The sequence below is a fragment of the Kosakonia sp. S57 genome (assembly GCF_016516575.1).
In the GTDB taxonomy this organism is placed as follows: domain Bacteria; phylum Pseudomonadota; class Gammaproteobacteria; order Enterobacterales; family Enterobacteriaceae; genus Kosakonia; species Kosakonia cowanii.
Map to the genome: position 1 here is coordinate 52,587 of NZ_JACVUL010000004.1, position 26,439 is coordinate 79,025.

The window sequence follows — 26,439 nt, forward strand, 5'->3', positions numbered from 1 at the left end:
AGTGAAGTTATATGGCGGACAAAGAGCTCAGATTTCTGGTTGTGGACGACTTTTCCACTATGCGTCGAATTGTGCGCAACCTGTTAAAAGAGCTGGGATTCAACAACGTCGAAGAAGCTGAAGACGGCGTTGATGCGCTCAATAAACTCCAGGCCGGTGGTTTTGGTTTCGTCATCTCTGACTGGAACATGCCAAACATGGACGGTCTGGAACTGCTTAAAACCATTCGTGCAGACAGCAACATGGCCTCTATGCCGGTGCTGATGGTCACGGCCGAAGCGAAAAAAGAGAACATCATTGCTGCAGCGCAGGCGGGTGCAAGCGGCTATGTGGTGAAACCATTCACGGCGGCAACCCTCGAAGAGAAGCTTGGCAAGATCTTCGAGAAACTTGGCATGTGAGGACTGGACAAATGATGCAACCTTCAATTAAACCCACGGAAGAGCATTCACCCAGCGAGATCATTGCCCGCATTGGTAGCCTGACGCGCATGCTGCGCGACAGCCTGCGCGAACTGGGTCTTGACCAGGCGATTGCTGAAGCAGCGGAAGCGATTCCGGATGCCCGTGACCGTCTCGACTATGTGGTGCAGATGACCGCCCAGGCGGCAGAGCGCGCGCTGAACAGCGTTGAAGCCTCGCAGCCACACCAGGATGAGATGGAAAAAGGCTCGAAAGCGCTGACCAAGCGCTGGGATGAGTGGTTTGAAAACCCGATCGAGCTGACCGATGCCCGTGAACTGGTTACCGACACGCGTCAGTTCCTTGCAGAAGTCCCGGGTCACACCAGCTTTACCAACGCCCAACTGCTCGACATCATGATGGCGCAGGATTTCCAGGATCTGACCGGTCAGGTGATCAAGCGCATGATGGATGTTATCCAGGAGATTGAGCGCCAGCTGTTGATGGTGCTGCTGGAGAACATGCCGGAGCAGTCCGCGCGTCCGAAACGTGAAAACGACAGCCTGCTCAATGGCCCACAACTCGACGTGACCAAAGCGGGCGTTGTGGCAAGCCAGGATCAGGTGGACGATCTGCTGGACAGCCTCGGCTTCTGATTTCGCATCAGACGTGGCGCTAAAAGCGGGAAGGGGAGAGCCTTCCCGCTTTTCAAAAACAGACGCACACATACCCCCTTTACGTGGCCTGCGCGTGAATCATTCCTGCCCAAAAGGCGAAAACCCCCTCTTTTTATGCCTTACTCCGCCCATTAGACCCGCTTGACTCTGGCAATATGACGTCACACCTGTAACCCCGGACGTTGAACGTGGCCTCTGAAGATAACGACGACAAAACAGAATCGCCCACCGCGCAACGATTGCAAAAAGCGCGTGAAGAGGGGCAGATCCCGCGATCCAAAGAGCTGACCTCGGTGCTCATTATGCTGGTCGGCGTCTGTATTCTCTGGTTTGGCGGCGCGTCGTTTGGTCATCGTCTCACTATGGTGCTCTCCTCCGGGTTACGTTTCGATCACAAGATTATTAGCGACCAGAACCTGATCCTCGGCCAAATCATCATCATGCTGAAGACGGCGCTGATCGGCATGTTGCCGCTGCTGGTCGGCGTGGTGATTATCGCGCTGGTGGCCCCGGTGATGCTGGGGGGGCTGGTGTTCAGCACCAAAACGCTGGCGTTTAAGTTCTCCAAACTCAACCCGATTAGCGGTATTGGACGTCTCTTCTCTGCCCAGGTCGGCGCAGAGCTGGTTAAAGCGTTGATGAAAGCCCTGCTGATGGGCGGCGTTGCTGGCCTGTTCCTCTGGCATCACTGGCCTGACATGATGCGCCTGATGAGCGAATCGCCGCTGACGGCGATGGCCAGCGCCATGAACCTTGCCGGGCTCTGCGCGCTGCTGGTTTCGCTGAGCATCATCCCGATGGTCGGCTTCGACGTTTTCTGGCAGATCTACAGCCACCTGAAAAAATTGCGCATGTCACGCCAGGATATTCGTGACGAATTTAAACAGAGCGAAGGCGACCCGCATGTGAAGGGGCGTATTCGCCAGATGCAGCGCTCCGCCGCCCGCCGTCGCATGATGGCAGACGTGCCGAAAGCGGATGTGATTGTCACTAACCCGACGCACTACTCCGTGGCGCTACAGTATGACGAGAACAAAATGAGCGCGCCGAAAGTGGTCGCCAAAGGCGCGGGTGCCGTGGCGCTGCGTATTCGTGAGCTGGGCACTGAAAACCGCGTGCCGATCCTTGAAGCACCGCCGCTGGCGCGTGCGCTCTATCGTCACGCTGAAATTGGTCAGCAAATCCCGGGCCAGCTCTATGCGGCAGTTGCCGAAGTGCTGGCGTGGGTATGGCAGTTGAAACGCTGGCGTCTGTCCGGCGGACAACGACCTGTTAAACCTGAGAATCTCCCGGTGCCAGAGGCGCTGGACTTTTTGAAAGAGAAGGACACTGATGGCTAATCTGGTGGCAATGCTGCGTCTGCCGAACAATCTGAAATCGACCCAGTGGCAAGTGCTCGCCGGGCCGGTGCTCATATTGCTTATTTTGTCGATGATGGTGCTGCCGCTGCCGGCGTTTGTCCTCGACCTGCTGTTTACCTTTAACATTGCGCTGTCGATCATGGTGCTGCTGGTGGCAATGTTCACCCAGCGCACGCTTGAATTCGCCGCGTTCCCGACCATTCTGCTCTTCACCACGCTGTTGCGTCTGGCACTGAACGTCGCCTCTACCCGTATCATCCTGATGGAAGGGCATACCGGCGGCGCGGCGGCAGGTCGCGTGGTGGAAGCGTTCGGCCACTTCCTCGTTGGCGGTAACTTCGCCATCGGTATCGTGGTCTTTATCATCCTCGTGATCATCAACTTTATGGTTATCACCAAGGGTGCGGGGCGTATCGCCGAAGTGGGCGCGCGTTTCGTACTGGACGGGATGCCGGGTAAACAGATGGCAATCGATGCCGACCTTAACGCCGGGATTATCGGCGAAGATGAGGCCAAGCGTCGTCGTAGCGAAGTGACCCAGGAGGCGGATTTCTACGGCTCCATGGACGGTGCGAGTAAATTCGTGCGTGGTGATGCCGTCGCCGGGATTTTGATCATGGTGATCAACGTCATCGGTGGCCTGATGGTCGGTGTGATTCAGCACGGTATGTCGATGGGCGATGCGGGCTCAACTTACACCCTGCTGACCATTGGTGATGGCCTGGTTGCGCAGATCCCGGCGCTGGTGATCTCTACCGCTGCGGGCGTTATCGTGACCCGCGTCAGCACCGATCAGGACGTTGGCCAACAGATGGTGGGCCAGCTCTTCAGCAACCCGCGCGTCATGATGCTGAGCGCCGGCGTACTCGGTCTGCTCGGCATGGTGCCGGGCATGCCAAACTTTGTCTTCCTTCTCTTTACCGCCGCGCTGCTGGGGCTTGCCTGGTGGCTGCGTGGCAAAGAGGAGAAAGCGCCGCTGGACGCCGCGCCGGTGAAATTGCCGGAGAACACCCAGGCGGTGGAAGCCACCTGGAGCGATGTACAGCTGGAAGATAACCTCGGGATGGAAGTGGGCTACCGCCTGATCCCGATGGTCGATTTCCAGCAGGATGGCGAACTGCTTGGGCGTATTCGCAGTATTCGTAAGAAATTTGCGCAGGATATGGGCTTCCTGCCGCCGGTGGTGCATATCCGTGACAATATGGATCTGCCGCCTGCGCGCTACCGTATTTTGATGAAAGGTGTAGAAATTGGCAGCGGCGAAGCCTATCCGGGGCGCTGGCTGGCGATTAACCCTGGCACGGCGGCAGGCTCGCTGCCGGGCGAAGCGACCGTCGATCCGGCCTTTGGCCTGGCGGCAATCTGGATTGAGAGCGCCCTGAAAGAGCAGGCGCAGATCCAGGGCTTCACCGTAGTGGAAGCGAGTACTGTGGTCGCGACCCATCTCAACCATCTGATTGGGCAGTACGCGCCGGAGCTGTTTGGCCGTCAGGAAGCGCAGCAGCTGCTTGACCGCGTCAGCCAGGAGATGCCGAAGCTGACTGAAGATCTGGTTCCGGGCGTGGTGACGCTGACGACGCTGCATAAAGTGCTGCAAAACCTGCTGGCAGAGCGCGTGCCGATCCGCGATATGCGCACCATTCTGGAAACGCTGGCCGAGCATGCACCGCTGCAAAACGATCCGCACGAACTCACCGCCGTGGTGCGCGTGGCACTGGGCCGCGCCATTACCCAGCAGTGGTTCCCGGGTACCGGTGAAGTGCAGGTGATTGGTCTTGATACGCCGCTGGAGCGCCTGTTGTTACAAGCCCTGCAGGGGGGTGGCGGCCTCGAGCCGGGTCTGGCGGATCGTCTGCTGGAACAGACTCAGGAAGCGCTCTCCCGCCAGGAGATGCTTGGCGCGCCGCCGGTGCTGCTGGTCAACCATGCGCTGCGTCCGCTGCTGGCCCGGTTCCTGCGCCGCAGCCTGCCACAGCTGGTGGTGCTGTCGAATATGGAGATGTCCGACAACCGCAGCATTCGCATGACCGCGACCATCGGAGGCAAATAATGCGCAAACTCGCTTTACTGCTTTTCACACTGCCGATGCTGGCACACGCCATGGGTGAGGGCACCTGGCAGGCGAGCAGTATCGGCATCACGCTCGCCAACCGTGGCGTGGTGGCCTCCTCATCGCAGCTCGGCCCCACCGGGCCGGTTAGCGGGCTGATGACCGATGTCTCCTGGCGTTACGAGCTGAATGGTCCGACGCCTGCCGGTCTGATTGTGCGCCTCTGTTCCCAGGCGCGCTGCGTTGCGCTGGATGGTCAGAGCGGCACTACCCGTGCGTTTAACGGTGTACCGGCGCTTGAGCCGCTGCGCTATGTCTGGGAAGTGCCGGGCGGCGGGCGCTTATGGCCCGCGCTGACGGTGCGCAGCAACCAGGTTATCGTTAACTATCGCCGCCCTCCGGCGCAGCCCTGACGTGTAAACTCAATCAGTTAGCTCAATCTTTTACCGACAATCCCGCCGTTCGCGCGGGATTTTGCTATCTGCCCCGCAATTTTGACCTCTCCTTTTGATGCAAAAGAAACGCTGTTTTATAAATCAGTGAAGCGAGTATTGGCACTCTTTGCATTTTTGCCAGATGGCGCACGTTGATGGCAGAAACAGAAAGGTTTCCCCTTGCGCATCCCCTTACTTTAGCCGTGTAAGAAATTCCTTTGACTCAGCCGGATCGTCAAAGGTCCCCCAAAATGAACAGGGTTGACGGCAATGAAAACACAAAAAATTGGACTGGCTAATTACCTGGCCTACGGGTCGGGCGATTTTCTGGGTGCAGGCACGACGGCGCTTACCGCCGCATGGTTACTCTACTTCTACACCACCTTTTGCGGCCTGACGCCGATTGAAGCGACCTTTATCTTCGCCGCCGCAAGGGTGCTGGATGCGGTGGTCAGCCCGCTGATGGGCTTCCTCACCGATAACTTTGGCTCGACCCGCTTAGGCAAGCGCTTTGGTCGGCGTAAGTTCTTTATTCTGCTCGGTATTCCCTGCGTATTTAGCTACTCAATCATGTGGGTAGGGGATATGAGTTTCTGGTACTACCTGCTCACCTATCTGCTGTTTGACGTGGTCTACACCATGATCCTGGTGCCCTATGAGACGCTGGTGCCGGAGATGACCGATGATTTCAAACAGAAAACCAAATTCTCCGGTGCCCGCATCTCTATGGCGCAGATGTCGGCGATCCTCGCCTCGTTCCTGCCTGGCGTACTGCTGACGCATTTTGGTAAAGACAACGCCGTCTCCTTCTTCTATGCCAGCCTGGTCTTCTCGGTGCTGTGCGCCATTATGCTCACTTTTGTCTGGATCTTTACCTGGGAGCGCCCGCGTGAAGAGTGGACGGAAGCGGCGCTGCGCGCTGAAGAGGAGAAGAAGAGTTTGACGCTCGGGCAGAGTCTGCGCCGTCTGGTGGTGGAACTGAGCTCGACGCTGCGTATTAAGATTTTCCGCCAGCACCTTGGCATGTATCTCGGCGGCTATATCGCCCAGGATGTGTTTAACGCCGTCTTCACCTACTACGTGGTGTTTGTGCTGATGCAGGAGGCGTCATTAGCCTCGAACCTGCTCGGCACGATGGCGATTTTCCAGTTCATCGCGGTGATCGCCATGATCCCGCTCTGTATCCGCTTCGGACCGGCCCCTTCCTACCGCATGGTGGTGGTGCTGTTTGGCCTGAGTGCCGTCTCCTACGCGGTGCTCTACTACGCGGGCTTAAGCGATGTCTACTCGCTGCTACTGCTGATCTCTGCCGTGGCGGGTCTGGGACGCGGGGGCATCAACTATGTGCCATGGAATACCTACACCTATATTGCCGATATCGATGAAGTGGTCACCGGCCAGCGCCGCGAGGGGATCTTCGCCGGGATCATGACGCTGACCCGTAAAGCCTCGCAGGCGGGGGCAGTGATGCTGGTGGGCATTGTGATGCAGGCCTCCGGTTTTGTCTCCGGGCAGAAAACCCAGTTGCCGGAAGTGAGCCACACCATTTTGATGGTTATGTGTTTCGGCACCGTCGCCGTGCTCTGCTGTGGTTTCCTCGTCTCCCTGCGCTTTAAGCTCAACCTGAAAACCCACAGCGTGCTGCGTGCTGAGACGGCAAAAATGCGCCAGAACGGCCGCGCAATGCCGGAGAACATCACGCCAGAGGCGCGTGAAACGGTCGAAATGCTGGCGGGGATGCCGTATGAGTCCCTGTGGGGTAATAACAACATTGGTTTCCTGAATCGCAATAAACCGGCTGCGCCCACGCTGGAAGAGGCGCATCTGAAATCGACTTATAACTGAGGTTAATACTATGAAGGTTTGGCCTGTCAAACAGAGCCCGTTACTGCGTCAGCCAGAGCGTTTTATCGCCCGTGATGAACTGAAAGCGTTGATCCGCAAGGTGACGCACAATCTCGTCAACATTCACGATGATAGCGGCGAATTTTTACTCCGTCTCGACGATGGTCGTGTGATTGACACTAAAGGCTGGGCCGGATGGGAGTGGACCCACGGCGTCGGGCTGTACGGGATGTATCAGTATTATCGCCAGACCGGCGATGAGTACATTCTTGGCGTGATTGATAGCTGGTTTGCCGATCGCTTTGCCGAGGGGGCAACCACCAAAAACGTCAATACCATGGCACCGTTCCTGACGCTGGCGTACCGCTATGAAGAGACGCGCAACCCGGCGTTTCTACCCTGGCTGGAGAGTTGGGCAGAGTGGGCGATGAGTGAGATGCCGCGCACCGATCACGGCGGCATGCAGCACATCACGCTGGCGGAAGAGAACCACCAGCAGATGTGGGACGACACGCTGATGATGACGGTGCTGCCGCTGGCGAAGATCGGCAAATTGCTCAACAAACCGGAGTATGTGGAAGAGGCGGTCTACCAGTTCCTGCTGCATGTGCAGAATCTGATGGATCGCGAAACGGGGTTGTGGTTCCACGGCTGGAACTACGAGGGGAAGCACAACTTCGCGAAAGCGCGCTGGGCGCGGGGCAACAGCTGGCTGACAATTGTCATCCCTGATTTTCTCGAGCTGGTGGATCTGCCGGAAAACAACGCGGTGCGCCGTTATCTGGTGCAGGTGCTGAATGCGCAGATAGCGGCGCTGGCGAAATGCCAGCATCAGAGCGGCCTGTGGCATACGCTGCTGGACGATCCCGACTCCTATCTGGAAGCCTCCGCCACCGCCGGGTTTGCCTATGGCATGCTGAAGGCGTTGCGCAAGCGTTATATCAGTGCCGATTACGCGCCGGTTGCGGAGCGGGCGGTGAAGGCGATTGTCGAAAATATCTCACCGGAAGGGGAGTTGTTGCAGGTCTCATTCGGTACAGGAATGGGCAGCGATCTCGAGTTTTATCGCCAGATCCCGTTAACCTCCATGCCTTATGGCCAGGCGATGGCGATGCTCTGTTTGACCGAGTATCTACGCAAATATTTTTGAGTGTGATGAAAAAGAAAACCCCGGCAAGCCGGGGTTTTTTATTGGGGATGTATTCCGGGCGTTATTGCCTGATGGCGCTTCGCTTATCAGGCCTACGGGCTATGAGGTCTGAAAGATCGCGTAGGCCGGATAAGGCGCAGCCGCCATCCGGCAATTACATACGCTCGACGGTTTCGATGCCCAGCGTCTCCAGACCCAGCTTCAGGGTTTTCGACGTCAGCAGCGCCAGCTTCAGGCGGCTGAGGCGAATCTCATCGCTTTCGGCGGTGAGGATCGGGCAGTGCTCGTAAAAGCCGGAGAAGAGACCAGCGACATCATAGAGATAAGCGCACATCACGTGCGGCGTACCTTCACGGGCAACCACGCTCAGGGTCTCTTCAAACTGCAGCAGACGCGCGGCCAGCTGCGCTTCACGCTCTTCGCGGATCGCCACCTGCGCGTTTTCCAGCACCTGCTCCTCAATGCCCGCTTTGCGGAACACCGACAGCACGCGGGTGTAGGCATACTGCATATACGGCGCGGTGTTACCCTCAAACGCCAGCATATTGTCCCAGTCGAAGACGTAATCGGTGGTGCGGTTTTTCGACAGGTCGGCATATTTCACCGCGCCAATACCAACAGCATTCGCCAGCTTCTCCAGCTCGTCCGCTGGCATCTCCGGGTTCTTCTCCGCCACCAGGCGACGGGCGCGCTCCAGCGCTTCGTCCAGCAGATCGGAGAGTTTCACCGTCCCACCCGCGCGGGTTTTAAACGGCTTGCCATCTTTGCCCAGCATCATGCCGAACATGTGGTGCTCCAGCGGTACCGACTCCGGCACATAGCCCGCTTTACGCACGATGGTCCATGCCTGCATCAGATGCTGGTGCTGGCGGGAGTCGATGTAGTAGAGCACGCGATCGGCATGCAGGGTTTCATAACGGTACTTGGCGCAGGCGATATCCGTGGTGGTGTAGAGGTAGCCGCCATCCTTCTTCTGGATGATGACGCCCATCGGTTCGCCCTCTTTATTTTTGTATTCGTCGAGGAAGACCACGGTGGCGCCTTCGCTCTCGACTGCTAGCCCTTTGGCTTTCAGATCGGCGACGATGCCCGGCAGCATCGGGTTGTAGAGGCTTTCACCCATCACATCGTTGCGCGTCAGGGTAACGTTCAGGCGCTCATAGGCCTGCTGGTTCTGGCTCATGGTGATATCGACCAGCTTGCGCCACATTTCGCGGCAATACTCATCGCCACCCTGCAGCTTAACCACATAGCTGCGCGCGCGCTCGGCAAAGGCGGCATCTTCGTCGTAGTGTTTTTTCGCTTCGCGGTAGAACCCTTCCAGGTCCGCCAGCGCCATTTCACCCGCGTTCTCCTGCTGCTTGAGTTCGAGGAAGGCGATCAGCATGCCGAACTGGGTGCCCCAGTCGCCGACATGGTTTGCGCGAATCACATTGTGACCGAGGAACTCAAGGGTGCGCACGGCGGCATCGCCGATGATGGTGGAGCGCAGGTGGCCAACGTGCATCTCTTTCGCCACGTTCGGCGCGGAGTAGTCCACCACAATGGTCTGCGGCTGCGGAACAGAGACCCCAAGGCGATCGGATTTCAGCGCCCGGTCAACGTTTTCAGCGAGAAACTCCGGCGCGAGGAAGATATTGATAAAGCCAGGACCCGCGATCTCGACTTTGTGGGCGATGCCGTCGAGTGAGAGGTGAGTCAGAACTTGCTCAGCGAGTTGTCGCGGGGCCATACCCAGTTTTTTGGCAACTGCCATCACGCCGTTAGCCTGATAGTCGCCGAACTGAACTTTTGCTGACTGCCGGACCTGCGCTTCGCACTCTGCGGGGGCGCCTGCCGCAATCATGGCCTGACTGACTTTTTCTGAGAGAAGTGCCTGAATATTCACCGGGATACCTTACATTTGCGACGCCGCGAAAGAGGGCGGCGTCCGGGTGTTTATGAAAGGCGGGAGTATACTGCAAATGCCCGGTGGCGTCAGCACCGCATAACACGGTAGATTATGCGCTTTGTTATGAGTTGCGAGCACTGTTATGCGCCATTGGCAAACTATCGAAGAGTTGCAGGATATCGTGGAAGATCTGCCGCGTTTTACCACGGATCTGCAAAATTTCACTTCCCGTCTTGGGCTCTCTATCGCACCCTTAGATGCCGACCATATCTCCCTGCGTTGCCATCAGAACGCCACGGCGGAACGCTGGCGGCGCGGGTTTGAGCAGTGCGGTGAACTGCTGTCGGAAAATATCATCAATGGCCGCCCCATCTGCCTGTTCAAGCTGCACGAGCCGGTCTGCGTTGAGCACTGGCAGTTCAGCGTGGTGGAGCTGCCATGGCCGGGTGAGAAGCGCTATCCCCATGAGGGGTGGGAGCACATTGAAATCGTCCTGCAGGGCGAGGTGGAAACGCTGAATGCCCGGGCGCTGGCGCTGCTGGGCGATGAAGGGCTGAGCCAGCCTGGGATTGCGGTGAAAACCAGCGCGCCAAAAGGCGAGCGCGAGCGGCTGCCCAACCCGACGCTGGCGGTGACGGATGGCAAAGTGACGGTGAAGTTTCACCCGTGGAGCATTGAAGCGATTGTTGCCAGCGAGCAGTAAAGGCACGAGGTGAGGCCACTCTGCCGGGCGATAAGAGGAGAAGGAGACGTGATGACATTACTGGAGATCTGCTGTTACAGCGTTGAGGATGCGCTTATCGCCGGGCAGCACGGCGCCGATCGAATTGAGTTTTGCGCCGCACCGAAAGAGGGCGGTCTGACGCCATCGTTTGGCGCGTTGCAGGCGGTGCGTGAGGCGGTGACCATTCCCGTTCACCCGATTGTGAGACCACGCGGCGGCGATTTTTGCTATCGCGATGATGAGTTTCGCGTGCTGCTGGCAGATATCGAGCGGGTGCGCGAGCTTGGCTTTCCGGGCGTGGTGACTGGCGTGCTGAATGAGGACGGTGAAGTCGATGTGGCGAGAATGGCGCAGATAATGCGCGTCGCAGAGGGGATGGCGGTGACATTTCATCGCGCCTTCGATATGTGCGCCGATCCGCACCAGGCCGTTGAAATATTGGCACAATCGGGCGTGGCGCGCATTCTGACGTCCGGGCAGCAGGCGACGGCGGAAAAAGGAGTTTCACTTATTACGGAACTAAATGCCCTTCCCGGTGTTCCAATCATTATGGCTGGCGCAGGCGTGCGTCCTGACAATCTTGAACTGTTTCTTCGCGCCGGAGTGAAAGAGGTGCATAGCTCGGCAGGACGCTGGACGGCGTCGCCGATGCGCTATCGCAATAGCGGATTATCGATGTCATCCGACGCGAGCGCTGATGAATATGCCCGCTACGGTGTCGACAAAGAGGCCGTCGCAGAGATGAAAGCGCTGATTGTTCACCACCGCCAGTAACCGTTTTTACCGCCGCATCATGTCGCCCAATGTGATGCTTGCTTGTACCAGGCCCCTGCCATTAACAGGGGCCTTTTTTTGTCTACGGTTTACGGGCAATCAGCACCGCGCGCAGCGGCGCGGGGTAGCCTTCCACCGTTTTAGTGCGATCGTTCGGATCGAGGAAGTCGGCCAGCGATTCGGTCACCATCCACGACGTGCGGCGCTGCTCGTCGCAGCTTGTCACATTGGCATCAACAATGCGCACATCGACAAAGCCGCACTTCTCCAGCCAGTTTTTCAGCGCCAGCGCGGAGGGGATAAAGTAGACGTTGCGCATCTGCGCGTAGCGGTCGCCCGGCACCAGCACGGTGTTTTCGTCACCTTCCACCACCAGCGTTTCCAGCACCAGTTCACCCTCTTTAACCAGCTGATCTTTCAACTGCCAGAGATGCTCCAGCGGCGAGCGGCGATGGTAGAGCACGCCCATGGAAAAGACCGTGTCGAAGGCATTCAGCGCAGGCAGTTGCTCAATGCCGAGCGGCAGCAGATGCGCGCGTCGATCGTCGCCTAACAACTTGCGCACCGCTTCAAACTGGCAGAGGAAAAGCTGCGTCGGGTCGATACCGACCGCCAGCTGCGCGCCCGCGCCAATCATGCGCCACAGGTGATACCCGCTGCCGCAGCCGACATCGAGAATAGTGCGTCCACGCAGGTCAGAAAGGTGCGGCAGAACGCGATCCCACTTCCAGTCCGAGCGCCATTCGGTGTCGATATCAAGACCGTAGAGTGAAAACGGCCCTTTACGCCACGGCATCAGGTTACGCAGCAGCGTCTCCATCCCCTTTAACTGCCCGGCGCTTAACGGTTCGGCGCTACGCGCGGTGACGCCATTGACGAAATCGATCGAGTCCGGCGTCAGGCTGGGCAGGAATTCCACGGCGTTGTTCCACTGCTTGAACTGCCCGTGCAGAGTCTCGCGCTGCCAGGCGGCAATTTGCGCCGGTAAGGTCTCCAGCCAGTGGGCGAGGGGCCCGGTGGCGATCTGCTGATAGAAACGGCCAAACTCGATCATGACTGCACCGCCTTCAGTGCCACCAGTGAACCGAAGTTAAAGCACTGGAACCACAATTCGCTGTGCTCAAAACCCGCGGTGCGCAGGCGCGCTTTGTGGGCCTCAACGGAGTCCGTCAGCATCACATTTTCCAGCATGCTGCGCTTCTGGCTAATCTCCAGCTCGCTGTAACCATTGGCGCGTTTAAAGTCGTGGTGCATGTTGAACAGCAGTTCGCCGACGGTGTGATCTTCAAAACTGAATTTCTCCGACAACACCAGTGCGCCGCCCGGGTTCAGCCCCTGGTAAACTTTTTGCAGCAGCTTCAGACGGTCGTCGGGTTCGAGAAATTGCAGGGTGAAGTTGAGCACCACCAGCGAGGCGTTGTTAATCTCAATATCGCGAATATCGCCCTCAATCACCTCAACCGGCGTTGGCGCTTTATAGGCATCAATATGACGGCGGCAGCGTTCAACCATCGCAGGCGAGTTGTCGACGGCAATAATTTTGCAATTTTCATGATGAATATTGCGGCGCACCGAGAGCGTGGCGGCGCCCAGCGAGCAGCCGAGATCGTAAACCTGCGTGCCGGGCTGCACGAAGCGCTCCGCCAGCATGCCGATCATCGAAATAATATTGGAGTAACCCGGAACGGAACGCTGGATCATATCCGGGAAGACTTCAGCTACCCGTTCATCGAAGGTCCAGTCGCCGAGGCGGGCGATAGGCGCGGAAAAAAGCGTGTCGCGGTGAGACATAGTGTAAATATCCGGGAAAACAAAGGGGCGTATTGTGCGCTAACGCAGGGAGAAAACCAACTCCCAGGGCATGTACCACACATTCGCCAGCACCATCAGCAGCAGGGAGCAGAGCGTTGCGCCCATCCCGTAACGCCGCCAGTAGGCCAGCCGGTGATGCAAACCGTAATAGTGCATCAGGCGGCCAACAATAAGCATCATGCCGCAGAGATGTACCATCCAGTTTTGCGCGCCGTTCATCTCCATAAACAGCAGCAGGATCATGGCAATGGGAATGTACTCAACGGCGTTGCCGTGAATACGCATCGCGTTCTGCAACTCACTAAACCCGCCGTCGCCAAAGCTCACACGGTACTGCATACGCAGACGAATCACATCAGAAGCAAATTTAACCAGTAATAACGCACCCAGCACGGCATACAACGCGCTTACCATACAAACTCCCTTTAAGGTTACGGCGATGGCTCATCAATGATAGGTGCTGCGCTTAAAAAAGAGAAGATTGTAACGGCAGGGAGGGGGCTTCACCGACGATCGGCATCGCAGTGCGAAGATCCTGCCACAGCGTCTCGACCAGCTCGGGAGCATGGGCAATATCAGGCGTGTGCAGAAACAGATAGGGCGTGGTGGTCTGCTCCCAGATGGGCAGCTTGTTTAACCAGACGGCGAAGAGTTCGCGGTTCTGCGCCATATCGTCACTGCCGATAAAACGCACCATCGGATGCTCAGCTGTGACCAGCGCGTGCACCGGCACTTTCGGCTTCTTTCGCTGGGCTTCGCGCACCGCTTCGCTGTGTGGTTTCGCGCTGTGCACCGGGCGGCTGTCGAGCATTACGCGGTTAACTTTACGGGCGTGCAGCCCCTGGTTAAGGGCTTTCTCCTCTTCGCCTTTTTCAAAGAAGGCGGGGTGGCGCACCTCGACACCGTAAGTAAAGCCTGCGGGCAGCGCATCAAGAAAAGACCACAGCGCAGGGAGATCGCGCGGGCCAAAGGTCGCTGGCAACTGGAGCCAGTACTGCCCAATCCTGCCCGCGAGCGGCGACATGCGGCTAAAAAATTCGTGGGTGAGATCATCACAGTTACGCAGCGCCGCCTGATGGGAGATGGTAGCGGGAAACTTAAAGCAGAAGCGGAAATCATCGCTGGTCTGATCGTGCCAGCGCGCGACAATCTCCGCTTTCGGTAGCGCATAAAGCGTGGTGTTGCCCTCGACACAATTGAAGTGACGGGCATACTCCTCAAGGGAGGTGATCCCAAGGCGCACCCATTTCGGGTGCGACCACTGCGGCAGGCCGATATAGATCATAACGCGGCGATAATCTCCTCGCTGCTGCGCACGCGACCGATACGCGGGAAGATGTTTTTCATGCTGCCCTGATGCTGCTCGGCATCGGCGGCACTGCAGGCATCTTCAGCGATGACCAGCGAAAAGCCCATCTCCCAGGCGTTGCGGGCGGTGGATTCGACGCCGATATTGGTCGAAATGCCGCACAGCACGATGGTGTCGATACCGCGACGGCGCAGCTGCATTTCCAGATCGGTGCCATAAAAAGCGCCCCACTGGCGTTTTGTTACCTCAATATCGCTCGCCTGTTTGCCAAGCGCTGCCGGGTAATCCCACCAGTTTTCCGGCAGGCCGTGACCGCCCATCGCGGCATCCACCGGTTGTTTCAGCGCTTCGGCAAAATCCGCCGACCAGCCGACACGCACCAGCACCACCGGCGCGCCGTTAGCACGAAACTTCTCCGCCAGCCGCGCCGAGCGCGCTACGACGTCCTGCGCAGTGTGTGGGCCACCAGCAAAGGGCAGAATGCCTTCCTGAAGATCGATAACCACCAGTGCCGTTTTCGCTGTGTTGAGTTCCAGCATGTTCACTCCTGAAAAAATAATCGCATTGGGGCGTTACTTTACGCGCTCTTTCTGCGCGCCGGGTTTACAATTTTTGTTAAATTTTGTGAGAATGCGCAATAAGCGCGCAGCAAACGTGCGTACAGTCGGTAGCGGGCTTATCGTGGGTCATTATTTCCAGTATAATAGCCCCCTTTTTTCATCCAGATGTGACATACGAAAATAGCTGCCCCCAGCGCGCCTGCGCCGCAGGTGGTGGGTGATGCGCAGCTAATTAAGGGATATCTCATGCGTACAGTATATTGCGGGCAGCTCAATCAGTCCCATGTCGGACAGCAAGTAACGCTTTGTGGGTGGGTCAACCGCCGTCGTGACCTCGGTAGCCTTATCTTTATCGATATGCGCGATCGCGAAGGCATCGTGCAGGTGTTTTTCGACCCGGACCGTCAGGATGCGTTCCAGCTCGCCTCTGAACTGCGTAATGAGTTCTGCATTCAAATTACCGGTACTGTTCGCGCCCGCGAAGGCAAAAATGCCAACAAAGAGATGGCCACCGGTGAAGTGGAAGTTTTCGCCACCGAACTGACCATCATCAACCGCGCTGACGCGCTGCCGCTCGATTCTAACCACGTCAACACCGAAGAAGCGCGCCTGAAGTACCGCTACCTCGACCTGCGCCGCCCAGAGATGGCGCAGCGCCTGAAGACCCGTGCGAAAATCACCAGCTTCGTGCGCCGCTTTATGGATGACCACGGTTTCCTCGACATCGAAACGCCGATGCTGACCAAAGCGACGCCGGAAGGCGCGCGCGATTACCTGGTGCCGAGCCGCGTGCATAAAGGCAAATTTTACGCGCTGCCGCAGTCCCCACAGCTTTTCAAACAGCTGCTGATGATGTCCGGCTTCGACCGTTACTACCAGATCGTCAAATGCTTCCGTGATGAAGATCTGCGCGCTGACCGCCAGCCGGAATTTACCCAGATCGATGTGGAAACTTCCTTTATGACCGCACCGCAGGTGCGTGAAGTGATGGAAGCGCTGGTTCGCCAGCTGTGGCAGGAAGTGAAAGGCGTCGATCTCGGTGAGTTCCCAATCATGACCTTTGCCGAAGCCGAGCGTCGTTACGGCTCCGATAAACCGGATCTGCGTAACCCGATGGAGCTGGTGGACGTTGCCGACCTGCTGAAAGCGGTCGAGTTCAAAGTCTTCTCTGGCCCGGCCAACGATGCCAAAGGCCGCGTTGCCGCACTGCGTGTGCCGGGCGGCGCGCAGCTTAGCCGTAAGCAGATTGATGACTACGGTAAGTTCGTCGAAATTTACGGCGCGAAAGGGCTGGCCTATATCAAAGTTAACGAAGCGGCGAAAGGCCTTGAGGGCATCACCAGCCCGGTGGCGAAATTCCTCAACGCTGAGATCGTCAGCGAAATTCTGTCGCGCACCGGCGCGCAGGATGGCGACATGATCTTCTTCGGCGCTGACAACAAGAAAGTGGTTGCCGATGCGCTGGGCGCGCTGCGTCTGAAGCTGGGTAAAGACCTCAGCCTGACCGACGAAAACAAATGGGCGCCGCTGTGGGTTATCGACTTCCCGATGTTTGAAGATGACGGCGAAGGCGGCCTGACGGCGATGCACCACCCGTTCACCGCGCCGCGCGACATGAGCCCGGCTGAGCTGAAAGCGGCACCGGAAACGGCGATCGCTAACGCCTACGATATGGTTATCAACGGCTACGAAGTGGGCGGTGGTTCCGTACGTATCCATAACGGCGAAATGCAGCAGACGGTGTTTGGCATTCTTGGTATCAATGAGCAGGAGCAGCGCGAGAAGTTCGGCTTCCTGCTCGACGCCCTCAAATATGGCACGCCGCCGCACGCGGGCCTGGCGTTTGGTCTTGACCGCCTGACCATGCTGCTGACCGGCACCGACAACATCCGTGACGTCATCGCATTCCCGAAAACCACGGCTGCGGCCTGCCTGATGACCGAAGCGCCGAGCTTTGGCAATCCGACCGCGCTGGCGGAACTCGGTATCTCTGTTATTAAAAAAGAGACGCCGGAGAATAAATAAGATGTCCTTTAAGCATCCCGTTTCTGTGCTGGTGGTGATTTATGCCGAAGAGACAAAACGGGTGCTGATGTTGCAGCGACGCGACGATCCCGAGTTCTGGCAGTCGGTTACCGGCAGCCTGGAGCCGGGTGAAAGCGCGTTGCAGGCCGCCGCGCGCGAAGTCATGGAAGAGGTCAATATCGATGTCGGCGCAGCGCCGCATCGTCTGATTGACTGCCAGCGCACGGTGGAATTTGAAATTTTTAGTCATTTACGTCATCGCTACGCGCCGGGTGTGACACACAACACCGAATCCTGGTTTTGTTTAGCGCTGCCCCACGAATGCCCGATTGTGTTTACCGAACATCTGGCGTACCGCTGGCTCGATGCGCCCGCTGCGGCGGCATTGACCAAGTCGTGGAGCAACCGGCAGGCGATTGAAGAATTTGTTATTAACGCCGCCTGAACGGCGGTTTTTTCTGGAGAATTTTTTATGGCAGGTCACAGTAAATGGGCCAACACCAAACACCGCAAAGCGGCACAGGATGCCAAACGCGGTAAGATCTTCACCAAAATTATTCGTGAGCTGGTAACAGCAGCACGTCTGGGCGGCGGCGATATCGCTTCTAACCCGCGTCTGCGCGCGGCGGTCGATAAAGCGCTCTCCAACAACATGACCCGTGACACCCTGAACCGCGCCATCGCACGCGGCGTCGGCGGCGATGACGACGCGAACATGGAAACCATCATTTATGAAGGTTACGGCCCTGGCGGCACCGCGGTGATGGTCGAGTGTCTGAGTGACAACCGTAACCGTACCGTTGCTGAAGTGCGTCACGCCTTCAGCAAGTGCGGCGGCAACCTGGGTACCGACGGCTCGGTGGCCTACCTGTTCAGCAAGAAAGGGGTGATCTCTTTCGAAGCGGGCGACGAAGACACCATTATGGAAGCAGCGCTGGAAGCGGGTGCTGAAGACGTTGTGACCTACGACGACGGCGCGATTGACGTTTACACCGCCTGGGAAGAGATGGGTGCCGTGCGCGATGCGCTGGAAGCCGCCGGTCTGAAAGCGGACAACGCTGAAGTGTCGATGATCCCCTCCACCAAAGCGGATATGGATGCGGAAACCGCGCCGAAACTGCTGCGCCTGATCGATATGCTGGAAGATTGCGACGATGTGCAGGAGGTTTACCACAACGGTGAGATCTCCGACGAAGTAGCGGCAACCCTGTAATCGCTGGCAGCTTACAGCCCGCAGGTCGTTGGCTCGCCTCGCGCCCCGGTCACAAGGTTAACCTGTGTGGCCGGGAACGCACTGAATTGTCTCCTTCCTGCGAACTGTTTTGAGTGTTTGGCATCATCAGGATTATTGCGTTAAGCGGAGAGAAATAATGGCGATTATTCTCGGGATCGACCCGGGTTCACGTATCACCGGTTATGGTGTGATTCGCCAGACAGGCCGCCAGCTGACCTACCTTGGCAGCGGCTGTATCCGCACGAAAGTTGACGATCTGCCGTCGCGCCTGAAGCTGATTTACGCGGGCGTGTCGGAGATCATCACTCAGTTTCAGCCGGACTTTTTTGCCATCGAACAGGTGTTTATGGCGAAAAACGCCGACTCGGCGCTGAAACTGGGGCAGGCGCGCGGCGTGGCGATTGTCGCCGCCGTCAATCAGGACTTACCGGTCTTTGAGTATGCCGCCCGTCAGGTTAAGCAGACGGTGGTCGGCATTGGTAGCGCGGAGAAGAGCCAGGTGCAGCACATGGTGCGCACGCTGCTGAAACTCCCCGCTAACCCGCAGGCAGATGCCGCCGATGCGCTGGCGATTGCCATTACCCACTGTCATGTCAGCCAGAATGCGTTACAGGTGAGCAGCACAAGGCTCAACCTGGCACGCGGACGGTTACGTTAAAAAGCGCCGGTTGCGGCGCTTTTTTATCGCTTCTGCTGTAACAGCAAGCGTATTTTATCCGCATCTTCCTCGCCCGAGGGGCTATAGACCACCAGCGTCAAATCGGGCTGTCCTTCAACGGAAAAACTGGAGTACTCCAGCGAGAGCCGACCTGCACTGGCGTGGAAAATTACTTTTGTGCCTTCCCCCATCACCTCGACATCATTGGTTTGCCACAGCCGGGCAAACTCCGGCGAGGCCGCGCTCAATTCATCGACCAGCGGCTGGACTTCAAGTGACGCACCGGCCCGCGTCGTTTCTGCGCGGAACGCCGCGACCAGAAAGCGCGTCAGACCCTGCCAGTCGGCCTGCGAAGCACGCGCCTGTGGGTTAAGAAAGATGCGGCGCAGGATGTTGCGCTCCTGCGCGGGAAGAGTGGCGTAATCGGCCAGCACCGCCGTGGCAGCCGCGTTCCAGGCAAGCACATCCCAACTGGCATTGCGGATCATCGCCGGGCTGTAGGGCATACTCCCCAGCACTTTCTGTAACCGGCCGGAGACCGCTGCGGCTGGCGCATACGCCACGCCCGGTGCTCGCCCCAGTGCCAGATGGAACACATACTCGCGCTCACGCCCGCTCAGGCAAAGCGCCTGGCAAATCCGCTCCAGTACCTCTTCTGAGGGCATCCCGCCGCGCCCCTGTTCAAGCCAGGTGTACCAGGTCGCGCTGATACAGGCCAGATGTGCAACCTCTTCACGCCTCAGCCCTGGCGTGCGGCGGCATGCGGTGTGAAAACCCAGTGTCTGCGGGTCGAGCTGCGCCCGGCGGGACTTCAGATAACTGCCCAGATCTTTTGCGCTCTGCATCCTGTTAGTCCTTATACCACGATAACGTCACTACTTTTCCCCATCGCGGATATTCAGCAGGATAGCGGCGCGAGTCAACATAAGGAGACACAGATGCATGTTTTTCTGACGGGCGCGACCGGGTGGGTCGGCGCAAAAGTAGCCGAGGTGTTATTAGCCGCAGGCCATCAGGTGAGCGGCCTGGCGCGTAATGAGGAGAAAGCCCGGGCGTTTATCGCCGCAGGGGGAAAGGCGGTTTATGGCACGCTTGATGACAGCCAGCTGCTATTTGATGCGGCGGCAAAGGCCGATGCGGTGATCCATACCGCGTTTAATCATGATTTCTCCCGCTTTGCAGAAAATTGCGCTCAGGATGAGCGCGCCATTACCGTGATGGGTGATGCGCTGCGCGGAAGTTCGCGTCCCTTATTGGTAACGTCCGGCCTTGCGCGGCTGGTAGCAAGACGCCCGGCGACAGAAGAGGACGCGCCCGCCAGCGGGCCGGATTACCTGCGCCGCTCAGAGCAGGCCGCGCTGGCGCTGGCGCAACAAGGTGTAAAGGCCGCCTGCGTGCGGCTGGCGCCAACGGTACATGGCGTGGGCGATCGGGGCTTTATTCCTTTCCTGATTGCGCTCGCGAAACAGAGTGGCGTTTCTGCCTGGCAGGAGGACGGGAGCAACCGCTGGGCGGCGGTACACCGCAATGACGCGGCAACGGTCTACCGGCTGGCGCTGGAGAGCGGTGTGACGCAACTGGTGTATCATGCGGTGGCGGAAGAGGGTATCGCGATGCGTGAGATTGCCATCGCAATCGGCAAGATGCTCGGGGTGCCCGCAGAGCCGCGCGAGGCGTCGCATTTTGGCTGGTTTGCTGGCTTCGCCGGTATGGAGATGTCGGCCGCAAGTGAACAGACGCGCAGGACGCTGGGATGGCAACCTGCGGGGCGTGATTTATTAACCGATCTGCACGATCCGGACTATTACGTGAATTCCTGAAGCGGGTTCGCGCTTTTTCCTGCATTATCGGCTGGATATTTATCCAGCCTTTTTTTATGATACAGCATTACTTTTTTAGCACTTAGCGCAGGAGCGTCACGTGATAGGCAGACTCAGAGGCATTATCGTCGAAAAACAACCCCCGCTGGTCCTGCTTGAGGTCGGTGGGGTAGGGTATGAAGTTCATATGCCGATGACCTGCTTCTACGAATTGCCGGATGCCGGCAAAGAGGCGACCGTCTTTACGCAGTTTGTGGTGCGCGAAGATGCGCAACTGCTGTACGGCTTTAACAACAAGCAGGAGCGCACCCTGTTCCGTGAGTTGATCAAAACCAACGGCGTTGGGCCGAAGCTGGCACTGGCGATCCTCTCCGGCATGTCGGCGCAGCAGTTTGTGAATGCCGTTGAGCGTGAAGATCCCGCCGCGCTGGTGAAACTGCCGGGCATTGGTAAGAAGACCGCTGAGCGCCTGATTGTCGAGATGAAAGACCGCTTTAAAGGGCTGCATGGCGATCTCTTTACTCCGGCGGCAGATTTGGTGCTGGCGTCGCCAGCAAGCCCCTCTACGGATGATGCTGAGCAAGAAGCCGTTGCCGCGCTGGTGTCGCTGGGCTATAAACCGCAGGAAGCGAGCCGGATGATCAGCAAAATCGCGCGTCCGGACGCCAACAGTGAAACCCTGATCCGTGAAGCGCTGCGTGCGGCGTTGTGAGGTAGAGGATGATTGAAGCAGACCGCCTGGTTGCCGCCGCCAGTACAATTGTAGAAGAAGTTGCGGATCGGGCGATTCGACCAAAGCTGCTGGCTGAGTATATCGGTCAGCCGCAGGTGCGCTCGCAAATGGAGATCTTTATCCAGGCGGCGAAACTGCGCGGTGACGCGCTGGATCATCTGCTGATTTTCGGCCCGCCGGGGCTGGGTAAAACAACGCTGGCAAATATCGTGGCGAACGAGATGGGCGTGAATCTGCGCACCACCTCCGGCCCGGTGCTGGAAAAGGCGGGCGATCTGGCCGCCATGCTCACCAACCTTGAACCCCATGACGTGCTGTTTATCGATGAAATTCATCGTCTGTCGCCGGTGGTGGAAGAGGTGCTCTACCCGGCGATGGAGGATTACCAGCTCGATATCATGATTGGTGAAGGCCCGGCTGCGCGCTCAATCAAAATCGATCTGCCGCCCTTTACGCTGATTGGCGCAACGACCCGCGCCGGTTCGCTGACCTCACCGCTGCGCGATCGCTTTGGCATTGTCCAGCGCCTGGAGTTTTATCAGGTGGCTGACCTGCAGCATATCGTTGGGCGCAGCGCGCGGTTTATGGGGCTTGAGCTGAGCGAAGAGGGGGCGCTGGAAGTGGCACGCCGCTCCCGCGGCACACCGCGTATTGCAAACCGTCTGCTGCGCCGCGTGCGCGATTTCGCGGAAGTGAAGCACGATGGCGATATCGACGCGGAGATTGCCGCCCAGGCGCTCGATATGCTCAATGTCGATGCCCAGGGCTTCGACTATATGGACCGTAAACTGCTGCTGGCGGTGATTGATAAATTCTTTGGCGGTCCGGTGGGGCTGGATAACCTTGCTGCGGCGATTGGTGAAGAGCGCGAGACCATTGAAGATGTGCTGGAGCCTTATCTGATTCAGCAGGGCTTTTTACAGCGTACGCCGCGCGGCCGCATGGCAACGCCGCGCGCCTGGGATCACTTCGGCATTACGCCGCCGGAAATGCCCTGACAGGCAGTGCCAGCGCCGGGCGGCGCTGGCAGAGGATGAGTATTTAGCTGGCGCTCTTTTTCAACATGCTGAAGATAAAAAGCACCGCAGCGCAGAGCACCACAGAGGGGCCAGCTGGCGTGTCGTAGAAGGCGGAGAAGGTTAGCCCGCCGGTGACGGCAATTATCCCGACGCCGACAGCTACTGCTGCCATCTGCTCCGGGGTGCGGGCAAAGCGCCGCGCCGTGGCAGCCGGGATGATCAGCAGGGAGGTGATAATCAGCGCGCCGACAAATTTCATCGCCACGCCAATGGTCAGGGCGGTGACCAGCATCAGTAGCAGCTTCACGCGCTGTAACTTCACGCCATCGACAAAGGCCAGCTCCGGGCTAATAGTCATCGACAGCAGGTTGCGCCACTGCCAGAGCAAGATCCCAACTACCAGCACCACGCCAAGGGCGATAACAATCAGATCCTCGGGCGTAACGGCCAGCAGGTCACCGAAGAGATACGCCATCAAATCCACGCGGATGTTGGACATCAGGCTGACCACCACCAGGCCAAGCGAGAGCGCGCTGTGCGCCATAATCCCGAGCAGCGTGTCGATCGCCAGATGGGGACGCTTCTCCAGCCAAACCAGGCCTGCGGCTAACAGTAACGTGACGGCAATTACCGCGTAAAACGGGTTAACATCCAGCAGCAAACCAAAGGCAACACCGAGCAGAGACGCGTGTGCCAGCGTATCGCCGAAGTAAGACATGCGTCGCCAGACGACAAAGGAGCCAAGCGGCCCGGCGGCGCAGGCGAGCATAACCCCGGCCAGCCAGCCGGGCAGTAAAAGTTCAATCATGAGTGTCCGTTACCCTGGCGTAAAATAATGCGGCCCTGAAGATCGTGGCGGTGATTGTGGTTGTGGCGGTAAATGCCAAGCTGCTCGGCGCCGCGATGGCCAAACATAGAGATAAATTCCGGATGCATGGAGACCACTTCCGGCGTACCGGAGCAGCAGATATGGTGGTTGAGGCAGAGCACCTCATCGGTCTTGGCCATCACAAGATGTAGATCATGCGAGACCATCAGCACCGCGCAATCCAGCTCTTTGCGCAACTCATCGATTAAATTGTAGAGCGAGACCTGGCCATTAACGTCAACGCCCTGGGTTGGCTCGTCCAGCACCAGCAGCTGGGGCTGATTGAGCAGGGCGCGGGCAAGCAGCACGCGCTGCGTTTCACCGCCGGAGAGTTTCTGCATCGGGGCATCGATCAGGTGGGCTGCCTGTACGCGTTTCAGTGCAGGGATGAGATCCTCTTTGCGCGTGCCTGGGCGCAGACGCATAAAGCGGCCTACAGTAAGAGGCAGCGTAGCGTCGAGCTGCAGTTTTTGCGGCACATAGCCGATGCGCAACGCTTTATCGCGCTTGATAACCCCCGCGTCGGGTGCTACCAGGCCAAGTACAACGCGCACCAGCGTCGATTTACCCGCGCCGTTAGGTCCGAGCAGCGTCAGAATTTTACCTGGACGCAAATTTAAAGAGATGTCAGAGAGCACGCGGCGTTGACCGAAAGCGACGCTGACATTTTCAAGCGTTATAAGATTCGTCATAGCATTTAAGGGGTTGCAGAAGTTGTCGAATGTTATAATATCACATTCCACACACTCATTACGATGAATAGACGCATTATGTTACATAAAAATACGCTTCTTTGCGCAGCGCTTTCCGCTGCGTTTCTCACCCTAACAGCACAATCCGCTAACGCCGCCGTCGTCACTTCGCTTAAGCCGCTGGGCTTTATTGCATCCGCCATTACAGATGGCGTGACCACCACCGAAGTTATCCTGCCAGACGGTGCCTCCGAGCATGATTATTCTCTGCGTCCTTCTGATGTAAAACGCTTGCAAAACGCGGACTTACTTTTTTGGGTTGGGCCGGAAATGGAAGCCTTCATGGTGCGATCTGCTCAGCAGGTACCTGCGCAAAAACAGGTGGTGATGGCGCAACTCGACGGCGTGAAATCGCAGCTGATGAAAGGCGCGGATGAAGATGAGCATGGGGGTCATGAAGGTCACGATCACGACGAAAATAGTGAGCATCATCACCATCATGGCGAATACAACATGCATTTGTGGTTAAGCCCAGAGATTGCACGGCTTTCGGCGGTTGCAATCCACGATAAATTAGTGGAAGTTATGCCGCAAAGTCGAGCCAAGCTGGACGCCAACCTGAAGGCATTTGAGGCATCATTAGCCCAGGCCGATAAGCAGGTCGGTAACGAGCTGGCACCGCTGAAAGGGAAGGGGTATTTCGTTTTTCATGACGCCTACGGCTACTTTGAAAAACAGTACGGTCTGACTCCGCTGGGTCACTTTACCGTCAACCCTGAAATTCAGCCTGGTGCGCAGCGTTTACATGAAATCAGAACACAGTTGGTTGAGCAAAAAGCGGTCTGCGTTTTTGCTGAGCCACAGTTCAGGCCAGCGGTCGTTGAAGCTGTTGCACGAGGAACCTCCGTTCGTATGGGAACGCTGGATCCACTCGGCATCGGTATCAAGTTGGGTAAAGAGAGCTATCCCCAGTTCCTTACACAACTCTCTTCCCAGTATGCGAGCTGCCTGAAAGGAGAATAACGAGGAAGTGAACACGTGCAACAGATAGCCCGCTCTGTCGCCTTGGCATTTAACAATTTGCCGCGACCCCATCGCGTGATGCTGGGGTCGCTCACCGTACTGACCCTCACGGTCGCCGTCTGGCGGCCCTACGTTTATCACCCCGAAAATAACGCGCCGATTGTCAAAGCCATCGAGCTGCCTAAAAGCGAAATCCGCTCGCTGCTGCCTGAAGCCAGTGAACCTATCGACCAGTCCACGGCGGATGACGTTGACGATATTCCGCAAGATGAGCTGGACGAGAAAACCGCCAACGAAGCTGGCGTACACGAATATGTTGTCTCGACCGGCGATACGCTCAGCAGCATTCTGAACCAGTACGGCATTGATATGGGCAACATCAGCCAGCTTGCCGCTGCGGATAAAGAGCTGCGTAATCTGAAAATCGGCCAACAGCTCTCCTGGACACTGACTGATGATGGTGATTTACAGCGTCTGACGTGGGAGATGTCGCGCCGCGAAACCCGCACTTATGACCGCACCGAAAACGGCTTCAAGATGTCCAGCGAGATGCAGCAGGGCGACTGGGTCAATAAGATGATGAACGGCACCGTTGGCGGCAGTTTTGTGGCCAGTGCGAAAGAGGCCGGCATGAGCAGCGGCGAAATCAGCGCCGTCATCAAAGCGATGCAGTGGCAAATGGATTTCCGCAAACTGAAAAAAGGCGATAAATTTTCAGTATTGATGTCCCGTGAGATGCTTGATGGTAAGCAGGAGCAGAGCCAGTTGCTCGGCGTGCGTTTGCGCTCTGACGGTAAAGATTACTACGCGTTCCGCGCCGAAGATGGCAAATTCTACGATCGTAACGGCACCGGCCTTGCGAAAGGGTTTATGCGTTTCCCGACCGCGAAGCAGTTCCGCGTCTCCTCTAACTTCAACCCGCGTCGCCTTAATCCGGTCACCGGGCGCGTTGCACCGCACAAAGGCGTCGACTTTGCCCTGCCGCAGGGGACGCCGGTGCTGGCCGTCGGTGACGGTGAAGTGGTGATTGCGAAGCGCAGCGGCGCGGCGGGTAACTATGTTGCTATCCGTCACGGGCGTACCTACACCACGCGTTACATGCACCTGCGTAAACTGCTGGTGAAACCGGGGCAGAAAGTGAAGCGTGGCGATCGCATCGCGCTCTCGGGCAACACCGGGCGCTCCACCGGGCCACATCTGCACTATGAAGTATGGATCAACCAGCAGGCCGTGAACCCGCTGACCGCTAAACTGCCAAGAACGGAAGGGCTGAGCGGTTCGGATCGTAAGGATTACCTGGCGCAGGTGAGAGAGGTATTACCTCAGCTGCGGCTGGAGTAATTCGCGTAATAATCAGGCGTTCAAAGCCGGTGCTTGCT

The 26,439-nt window shown here is 57.8% G+C and carries 27 protein-coding genes; 18 read left to right on the forward strand and 9 right to left on the reverse strand.

What is annotated here, in order from left to right; all coding sequences use genetic code 11:
* The first annotated feature begins 11 nt into the window (after positions 1-11).
* The 7 genes from cheY (at position 12) to IAE48_RS04980 (ending at position 7,918) form a co-directional block, all read left to right on the forward strand.
* Positions 12-401: a chemotaxis response regulator CheY gene (gene cheY, locus IAE48_RS04950; RefSeq protein WP_023480048.1), complete on the forward strand. Its 390-nt coding sequence runs from the start codon at positions 12-14 to the stop codon at positions 399-401.
* 11 nt (positions 402-412) lie between these two features.
* Positions 413-1,057, forward strand: a complete 645-nt coding sequence (cheZ, locus tag IAE48_RS04955; RefSeq protein ID WP_054803260.1) for a protein phosphatase CheZ — start codon at positions 413-415, stop codon at positions 1,055-1,057.
* A gap of 209 nt (positions 1,058-1,266) precedes the next feature.
* Complete coding sequence (gene flhB, locus IAE48_RS04960; RefSeq protein ID WP_200133660.1) at positions 1,267-2,418, forward strand: flagellar biosynthesis protein FlhB; 1,152 nt, start codon at positions 1,267-1,269, stop codon at positions 2,416-2,418.
* Positions 2,411-4,489 (forward strand): flagellar biosynthesis protein FlhA, encoded by a 2,079-nt coding sequence (gene flhA, locus IAE48_RS04965; RefSeq protein ID WP_200133661.1) that lies wholly within the window; start codon positions 2,411-2,413, stop codon positions 4,487-4,489. The genes flhB and flhA overlap by 8 nt, the downstream gene beginning before the upstream one ends.
* The gene (locus IAE48_RS04970) at positions 4,489-4,902 is read left to right on the forward strand and encodes a flagellar protein FlhE (RefSeq protein ID WP_094420749.1); all 414 of its coding nucleotides are present in this window, start codon (positions 4,489-4,491) and stop codon (positions 4,900-4,902) included. Before flhA ends, IAE48_RS04970 begins: the two co-directional genes overlap by 1 nt.
* Positions 4,903-5,193: 291 nt before the next feature.
* Positions 5,194-6,768, forward strand: a complete 1,575-nt coding sequence (locus tag IAE48_RS04975; RefSeq protein WP_200133662.1) for an MFS transporter — start codon at positions 5,194-5,196, stop codon at positions 6,766-6,768.
* Positions 6,769-6,778: 10 nt separating this feature from the next.
* A complete protein-coding gene (locus tag IAE48_RS04980) occupies positions 6,779-7,918 on the forward strand; it encodes a glycoside hydrolase family 105 protein (protein WP_200133663.1) in 1,140 nt (379 codons plus the stop codon).
* Positions 7,919-8,072: 154 nt separating this feature from the next.
* Here the strand turns inward: IAE48_RS04980 and argS are convergent, their stop codons facing one another.
* The gene (gene argS, locus IAE48_RS04985) at positions 8,073-9,806 is read right to left on the reverse strand and encodes an arginine--tRNA ligase (protein ID WP_200133664.1); all 1,734 of its coding nucleotides are present in this window, start codon (positions 9,804-9,806) and stop codon (positions 8,073-8,075) included.
* 145 nt (positions 9,807-9,951) lie between these two features.
* Here argS and IAE48_RS04990 point away from each other — a divergent pair, with 145 nt between their 5' ends.
* Positions 9,952-10,512 (forward strand): VOC family protein, encoded by a 561-nt coding sequence (locus tag IAE48_RS04990; RefSeq protein WP_200133665.1) that lies wholly within the window; start codon positions 9,952-9,954, stop codon positions 10,510-10,512.
* Positions 10,513-10,563: 51 nt separating this feature from the next.
* Positions 10,564-11,307 (forward strand): copper homeostasis protein CutC, encoded by a 744-nt coding sequence (gene cutC, locus IAE48_RS04995; protein ID WP_200133666.1) that lies wholly within the window; start codon positions 10,564-10,566, stop codon positions 11,305-11,307.
* 82 nt (positions 11,308-11,389) lie between these two features.
* On the opposite strand, the gene cmoB is transcribed toward cutC, so the two are convergent.
* From cmoB to IAE48_RS05020, 5 genes are read right to left on the reverse strand one after another with little or no spacing between them, the layout of a single operon-like run.
* Entirely contained in the window at positions 11,390-12,361 is a 972-nt protein-coding gene (gene cmoB, locus IAE48_RS05000) for a tRNA 5-methoxyuridine(34)/uridine 5-oxyacetic acid(34) synthase CmoB (RefSeq protein WP_042714255.1), read from the reverse strand.
* Positions 12,358-13,098: a carboxy-S-adenosyl-L-methionine synthase CmoA gene (gene cmoA / locus IAE48_RS05005; RefSeq protein WP_094420738.1), complete on the reverse strand. Its 741-nt coding sequence runs from the start codon at positions 13,096-13,098 to the stop codon at positions 12,358-12,360. Before cmoA ends, cmoB begins: the two co-directional genes overlap by 4 nt.
* Positions 13,099-13,137: 39 nt before the next feature.
* Positions 13,138-13,533: an MAPEG family protein gene (locus tag IAE48_RS05010; RefSeq protein WP_200133667.1), complete on the reverse strand. Its 396-nt coding sequence runs from the start codon at positions 13,531-13,533 to the stop codon at positions 13,138-13,140.
* A gap of 52 nt (positions 13,534-13,585) precedes the next feature.
* Positions 13,586-14,404: a DUF72 domain-containing protein gene (locus IAE48_RS05015; RefSeq protein WP_200133668.1), complete on the reverse strand. Its 819-nt coding sequence runs from the start codon at positions 14,402-14,404 to the stop codon at positions 13,586-13,588.
* Positions 14,401-14,967 (reverse strand): hydrolase, encoded by a 567-nt coding sequence (locus IAE48_RS05020; RefSeq protein WP_200133669.1) that lies wholly within the window; start codon positions 14,965-14,967, stop codon positions 14,401-14,403. The genes IAE48_RS05015 and IAE48_RS05020 overlap by 4 nt, the downstream gene beginning before the upstream one ends.
* 267 nt (positions 14,968-15,234) lie before the next feature.
* Between IAE48_RS05020 and aspS the strand changes: the two genes are divergently transcribed.
* The 4 genes from aspS to ruvC all read left to right on the forward strand — a co-directional run bounded on the left by aspS (position 15,235) and on the right by ruvC (position 18,905).
* The gene (aspS, locus tag IAE48_RS05025) at positions 15,235-17,013 is read left to right on the forward strand and encodes an aspartate--tRNA ligase (protein WP_023480034.1); all 1,779 of its coding nucleotides are present in this window, start codon (positions 15,235-15,237) and stop codon (positions 17,011-17,013) included.
* A 1-nt stretch (position 17,014) separates the two neighbouring features.
* On the forward strand, positions 17,015-17,458 hold the full coding sequence (gene nudB / locus IAE48_RS05030) for a dihydroneopterin triphosphate diphosphatase (protein ID WP_042714264.1): 444 nt from the start codon (positions 17,015-17,017) through the stop codon (positions 17,456-17,458).
* 27 nt (positions 17,459-17,485) lie between these two features.
* Positions 17,486-18,226, forward strand: coding sequence for a YebC/PmpR family DNA-binding transcriptional regulator (locus IAE48_RS05035; protein ID WP_023480072.1), 741 nt, complete (start codon positions 17,486-17,488; stop codon positions 18,224-18,226).
* A 157-nt stretch (positions 18,227-18,383) separates the two neighbouring features.
* Positions 18,384-18,905 (forward strand): crossover junction endodeoxyribonuclease RuvC, encoded by a 522-nt coding sequence (gene ruvC, locus IAE48_RS05040; RefSeq protein WP_023480016.1) that lies wholly within the window; start codon positions 18,384-18,386, stop codon positions 18,903-18,905.
* Positions 18,906-18,928: 23 nt separating this feature from the next.
* Here the strand turns inward: ruvC and IAE48_RS05045 are convergent, their stop codons facing one another.
* Positions 18,929-19,750 (reverse strand): helix-turn-helix transcriptional regulator, encoded by an 822-nt coding sequence (locus tag IAE48_RS05045; RefSeq protein ID WP_200133670.1) that lies wholly within the window; start codon positions 19,748-19,750, stop codon positions 18,929-18,931.
* 93 nt (positions 19,751-19,843) lie between these two features.
* Between IAE48_RS05045 and IAE48_RS05050 the strand changes: the two genes are divergently transcribed.
* The 3 genes from IAE48_RS05050 (at position 19,844) to ruvB (ending at position 22,456) form a co-directional block, all read left to right on the forward strand.
* A complete protein-coding gene (locus tag IAE48_RS05050; protein WP_200133671.1) occupies positions 19,844-20,725 on the forward strand; it encodes an SDR family oxidoreductase in 882 nt (293 codons plus the stop codon).
* Positions 20,726-20,825: 100 nt separating this feature from the next.
* On the forward strand, positions 20,826-21,437 hold the full coding sequence (gene ruvA / locus IAE48_RS05055) for a Holliday junction branch migration protein RuvA (RefSeq protein ID WP_023480105.1): 612 nt from the start codon (positions 20,826-20,828) through the stop codon (positions 21,435-21,437).
* A gap of 8 nt (positions 21,438-21,445) precedes the next feature.
* The gene (ruvB, locus tag IAE48_RS05060) at positions 21,446-22,456 is read left to right on the forward strand and encodes a Holliday junction branch migration DNA helicase RuvB (protein WP_094420727.1); all 1,011 of its coding nucleotides are present in this window, start codon (positions 21,446-21,448) and stop codon (positions 22,454-22,456) included.
* Between the two features lie 43 nt (positions 22,457-22,499).
* Here the strand turns inward: ruvB and znuB are convergent, their stop codons facing one another.
* Together znuB and znuC are read right to left on the reverse strand one after the other, a co-directional pair.
* The gene (gene znuB / locus IAE48_RS05065; RefSeq protein ID WP_023480094.1) at positions 22,500-23,285 is read right to left on the reverse strand and encodes a zinc ABC transporter permease subunit ZnuB; all 786 of its coding nucleotides are present in this window, start codon (positions 23,283-23,285) and stop codon (positions 22,500-22,502) included.
* On the reverse strand, positions 23,282-24,037 hold the full coding sequence (znuC, locus tag IAE48_RS05070) for a zinc ABC transporter ATP-binding protein ZnuC (RefSeq protein WP_094420725.1): 756 nt from the start codon (positions 24,035-24,037) through the stop codon (positions 23,282-23,284). The genes znuB and znuC overlap by 4 nt, the downstream gene beginning before the upstream one ends.
* 78 nt (positions 24,038-24,115) lie before the next feature.
* Here znuC and znuA point away from each other — a divergent pair, with 78 nt between their 5' ends.
* Entirely contained in the window at positions 24,116-25,060 is a 945-nt protein-coding gene (gene znuA / locus IAE48_RS05075) for a zinc ABC transporter substrate-binding protein ZnuA (protein ID WP_200133672.1), read from the forward strand.
* A gap of 15 nt (positions 25,061-25,075) precedes the next feature.
* Positions 25,076-26,401, forward strand: coding sequence for a murein DD-endopeptidase MepM (gene mepM / locus IAE48_RS05080; RefSeq protein ID WP_094420723.1), 1,326 nt, complete (start codon positions 25,076-25,078; stop codon positions 26,399-26,401).
* The last annotated feature ends 38 nt before the right edge of the window (positions 26,402-26,439 follow it).

What these genes read in the sequence shown, in the direction of transcription:
- cheY (WP_023480048.1), top strand. Translation starts at nt 12, where the DNA reads ATGGCGGACAAAGAGCTCAGATTTCTGGTTGTGGACGACTTTTCCACT.
- cheZ (WP_054803260.1), top strand. Translation starts at nt 413, where the DNA reads ATGATGCAACCTTCAATTAAACCCACGGAAGAGCATTCACCCAGCGAG.
- flhA (WP_200133661.1), top strand. Translation starts at nt 2,411, where the DNA reads ATGGCTAATCTGGTGGCAATGCTGCGTCTGCCGAACAATCTGAAATCG.
- IAE48_RS04970 (WP_094420749.1), top strand. Translation starts at nt 4,489, where the DNA reads ATGCGCAAACTCGCTTTACTGCTTTTCACACTGCCGATGCTGGCACAC.
- IAE48_RS04975 (WP_200133662.1), top strand. Translation starts at nt 5,194, where the DNA reads ATGAAAACACAAAAAATTGGACTGGCTAATTACCTGGCCTACGGGTCG.
- IAE48_RS04980 (WP_200133663.1), top strand. Translation starts at nt 6,779, where the DNA reads ATGAAGGTTTGGCCTGTCAAACAGAGCCCGTTACTGCGTCAGCCAGAG.
- IAE48_RS04990 (WP_200133665.1), top strand. Translation starts at nt 9,952, where the DNA reads ATGCGCCATTGGCAAACTATCGAAGAGTTGCAGGATATCGTGGAAGAT.
- cutC (WP_200133666.1), top strand. Translation starts at nt 10,564, where the DNA reads ATGACATTACTGGAGATCTGCTGTTACAGCGTTGAGGATGCGCTTATC.
- cmoB (WP_042714255.1), bottom strand. Translation starts at nt 12,361, where the DNA reads ATGATCGAGTTTGGCCGTTTCTATCAGCAGATCGCCACCGGGCCCCTC.
- cmoA (WP_094420738.1), bottom strand. Translation starts at nt 13,098, where the DNA reads ATGTCTCACCGCGACACGCTTTTTTCCGCGCCTATCGCCCGCCTCGGC.
- IAE48_RS05010 (WP_200133667.1), bottom strand. Translation starts at nt 13,533, where the DNA reads ATGGTAAGCGCGTTGTATGCCGTGCTGGGTGCGTTATTACTGGTTAAA.
- IAE48_RS05015 (WP_200133668.1), bottom strand. Translation starts at nt 14,404, where the DNA reads ATGATCTATATCGGCCTGCCGCAGTGGTCGCACCCGAAATGGGTGCGC.
- IAE48_RS05020 (WP_200133669.1), bottom strand. Translation starts at nt 14,967, where the DNA reads ATGCTGGAACTCAACACAGCGAAAACGGCACTGGTGGTTATCGATCTT.
- aspS (WP_023480034.1), top strand. Translation starts at nt 15,235, where the DNA reads ATGCGTACAGTATATTGCGGGCAGCTCAATCAGTCCCATGTCGGACAG.
- nudB (WP_042714264.1), top strand. Translation starts at nt 17,015, where the DNA reads ATGTCCTTTAAGCATCCCGTTTCTGTGCTGGTGGTGATTTATGCCGAA.
- IAE48_RS05035 (WP_023480072.1), top strand. Translation starts at nt 17,486, where the DNA reads ATGGCAGGTCACAGTAAATGGGCCAACACCAAACACCGCAAAGCGGCA.
- ruvC (WP_023480016.1), top strand. Translation starts at nt 18,384, where the DNA reads ATGGCGATTATTCTCGGGATCGACCCGGGTTCACGTATCACCGGTTAT.
- IAE48_RS05045 (WP_200133670.1), bottom strand. Translation starts at nt 19,750, where the DNA reads ATGCAGAGCGCAAAAGATCTGGGCAGTTATCTGAAGTCCCGCCGGGCG.
- IAE48_RS05050 (WP_200133671.1), top strand. Translation starts at nt 19,844, where the DNA reads ATGCATGTTTTTCTGACGGGCGCGACCGGGTGGGTCGGCGCAAAAGTA.
- ruvB (WP_094420727.1), top strand. Translation starts at nt 21,446, where the DNA reads ATGATTGAAGCAGACCGCCTGGTTGCCGCCGCCAGTACAATTGTAGAA.
- znuB (WP_023480094.1), bottom strand. Translation starts at nt 23,285, where the DNA reads ATGATTGAACTTTTACTGCCCGGCTGGCTGGCCGGGGTTATGCTCGCC.
- znuC (WP_094420725.1), bottom strand. Translation starts at nt 24,037, where the DNA reads ATGACGAATCTTATAACGCTTGAAAATGTCAGCGTCGCTTTCGGTCAA.
- znuA (WP_200133672.1), top strand. Translation starts at nt 24,116, where the DNA reads ATGTTACATAAAAATACGCTTCTTTGCGCAGCGCTTTCCGCTGCGTTT.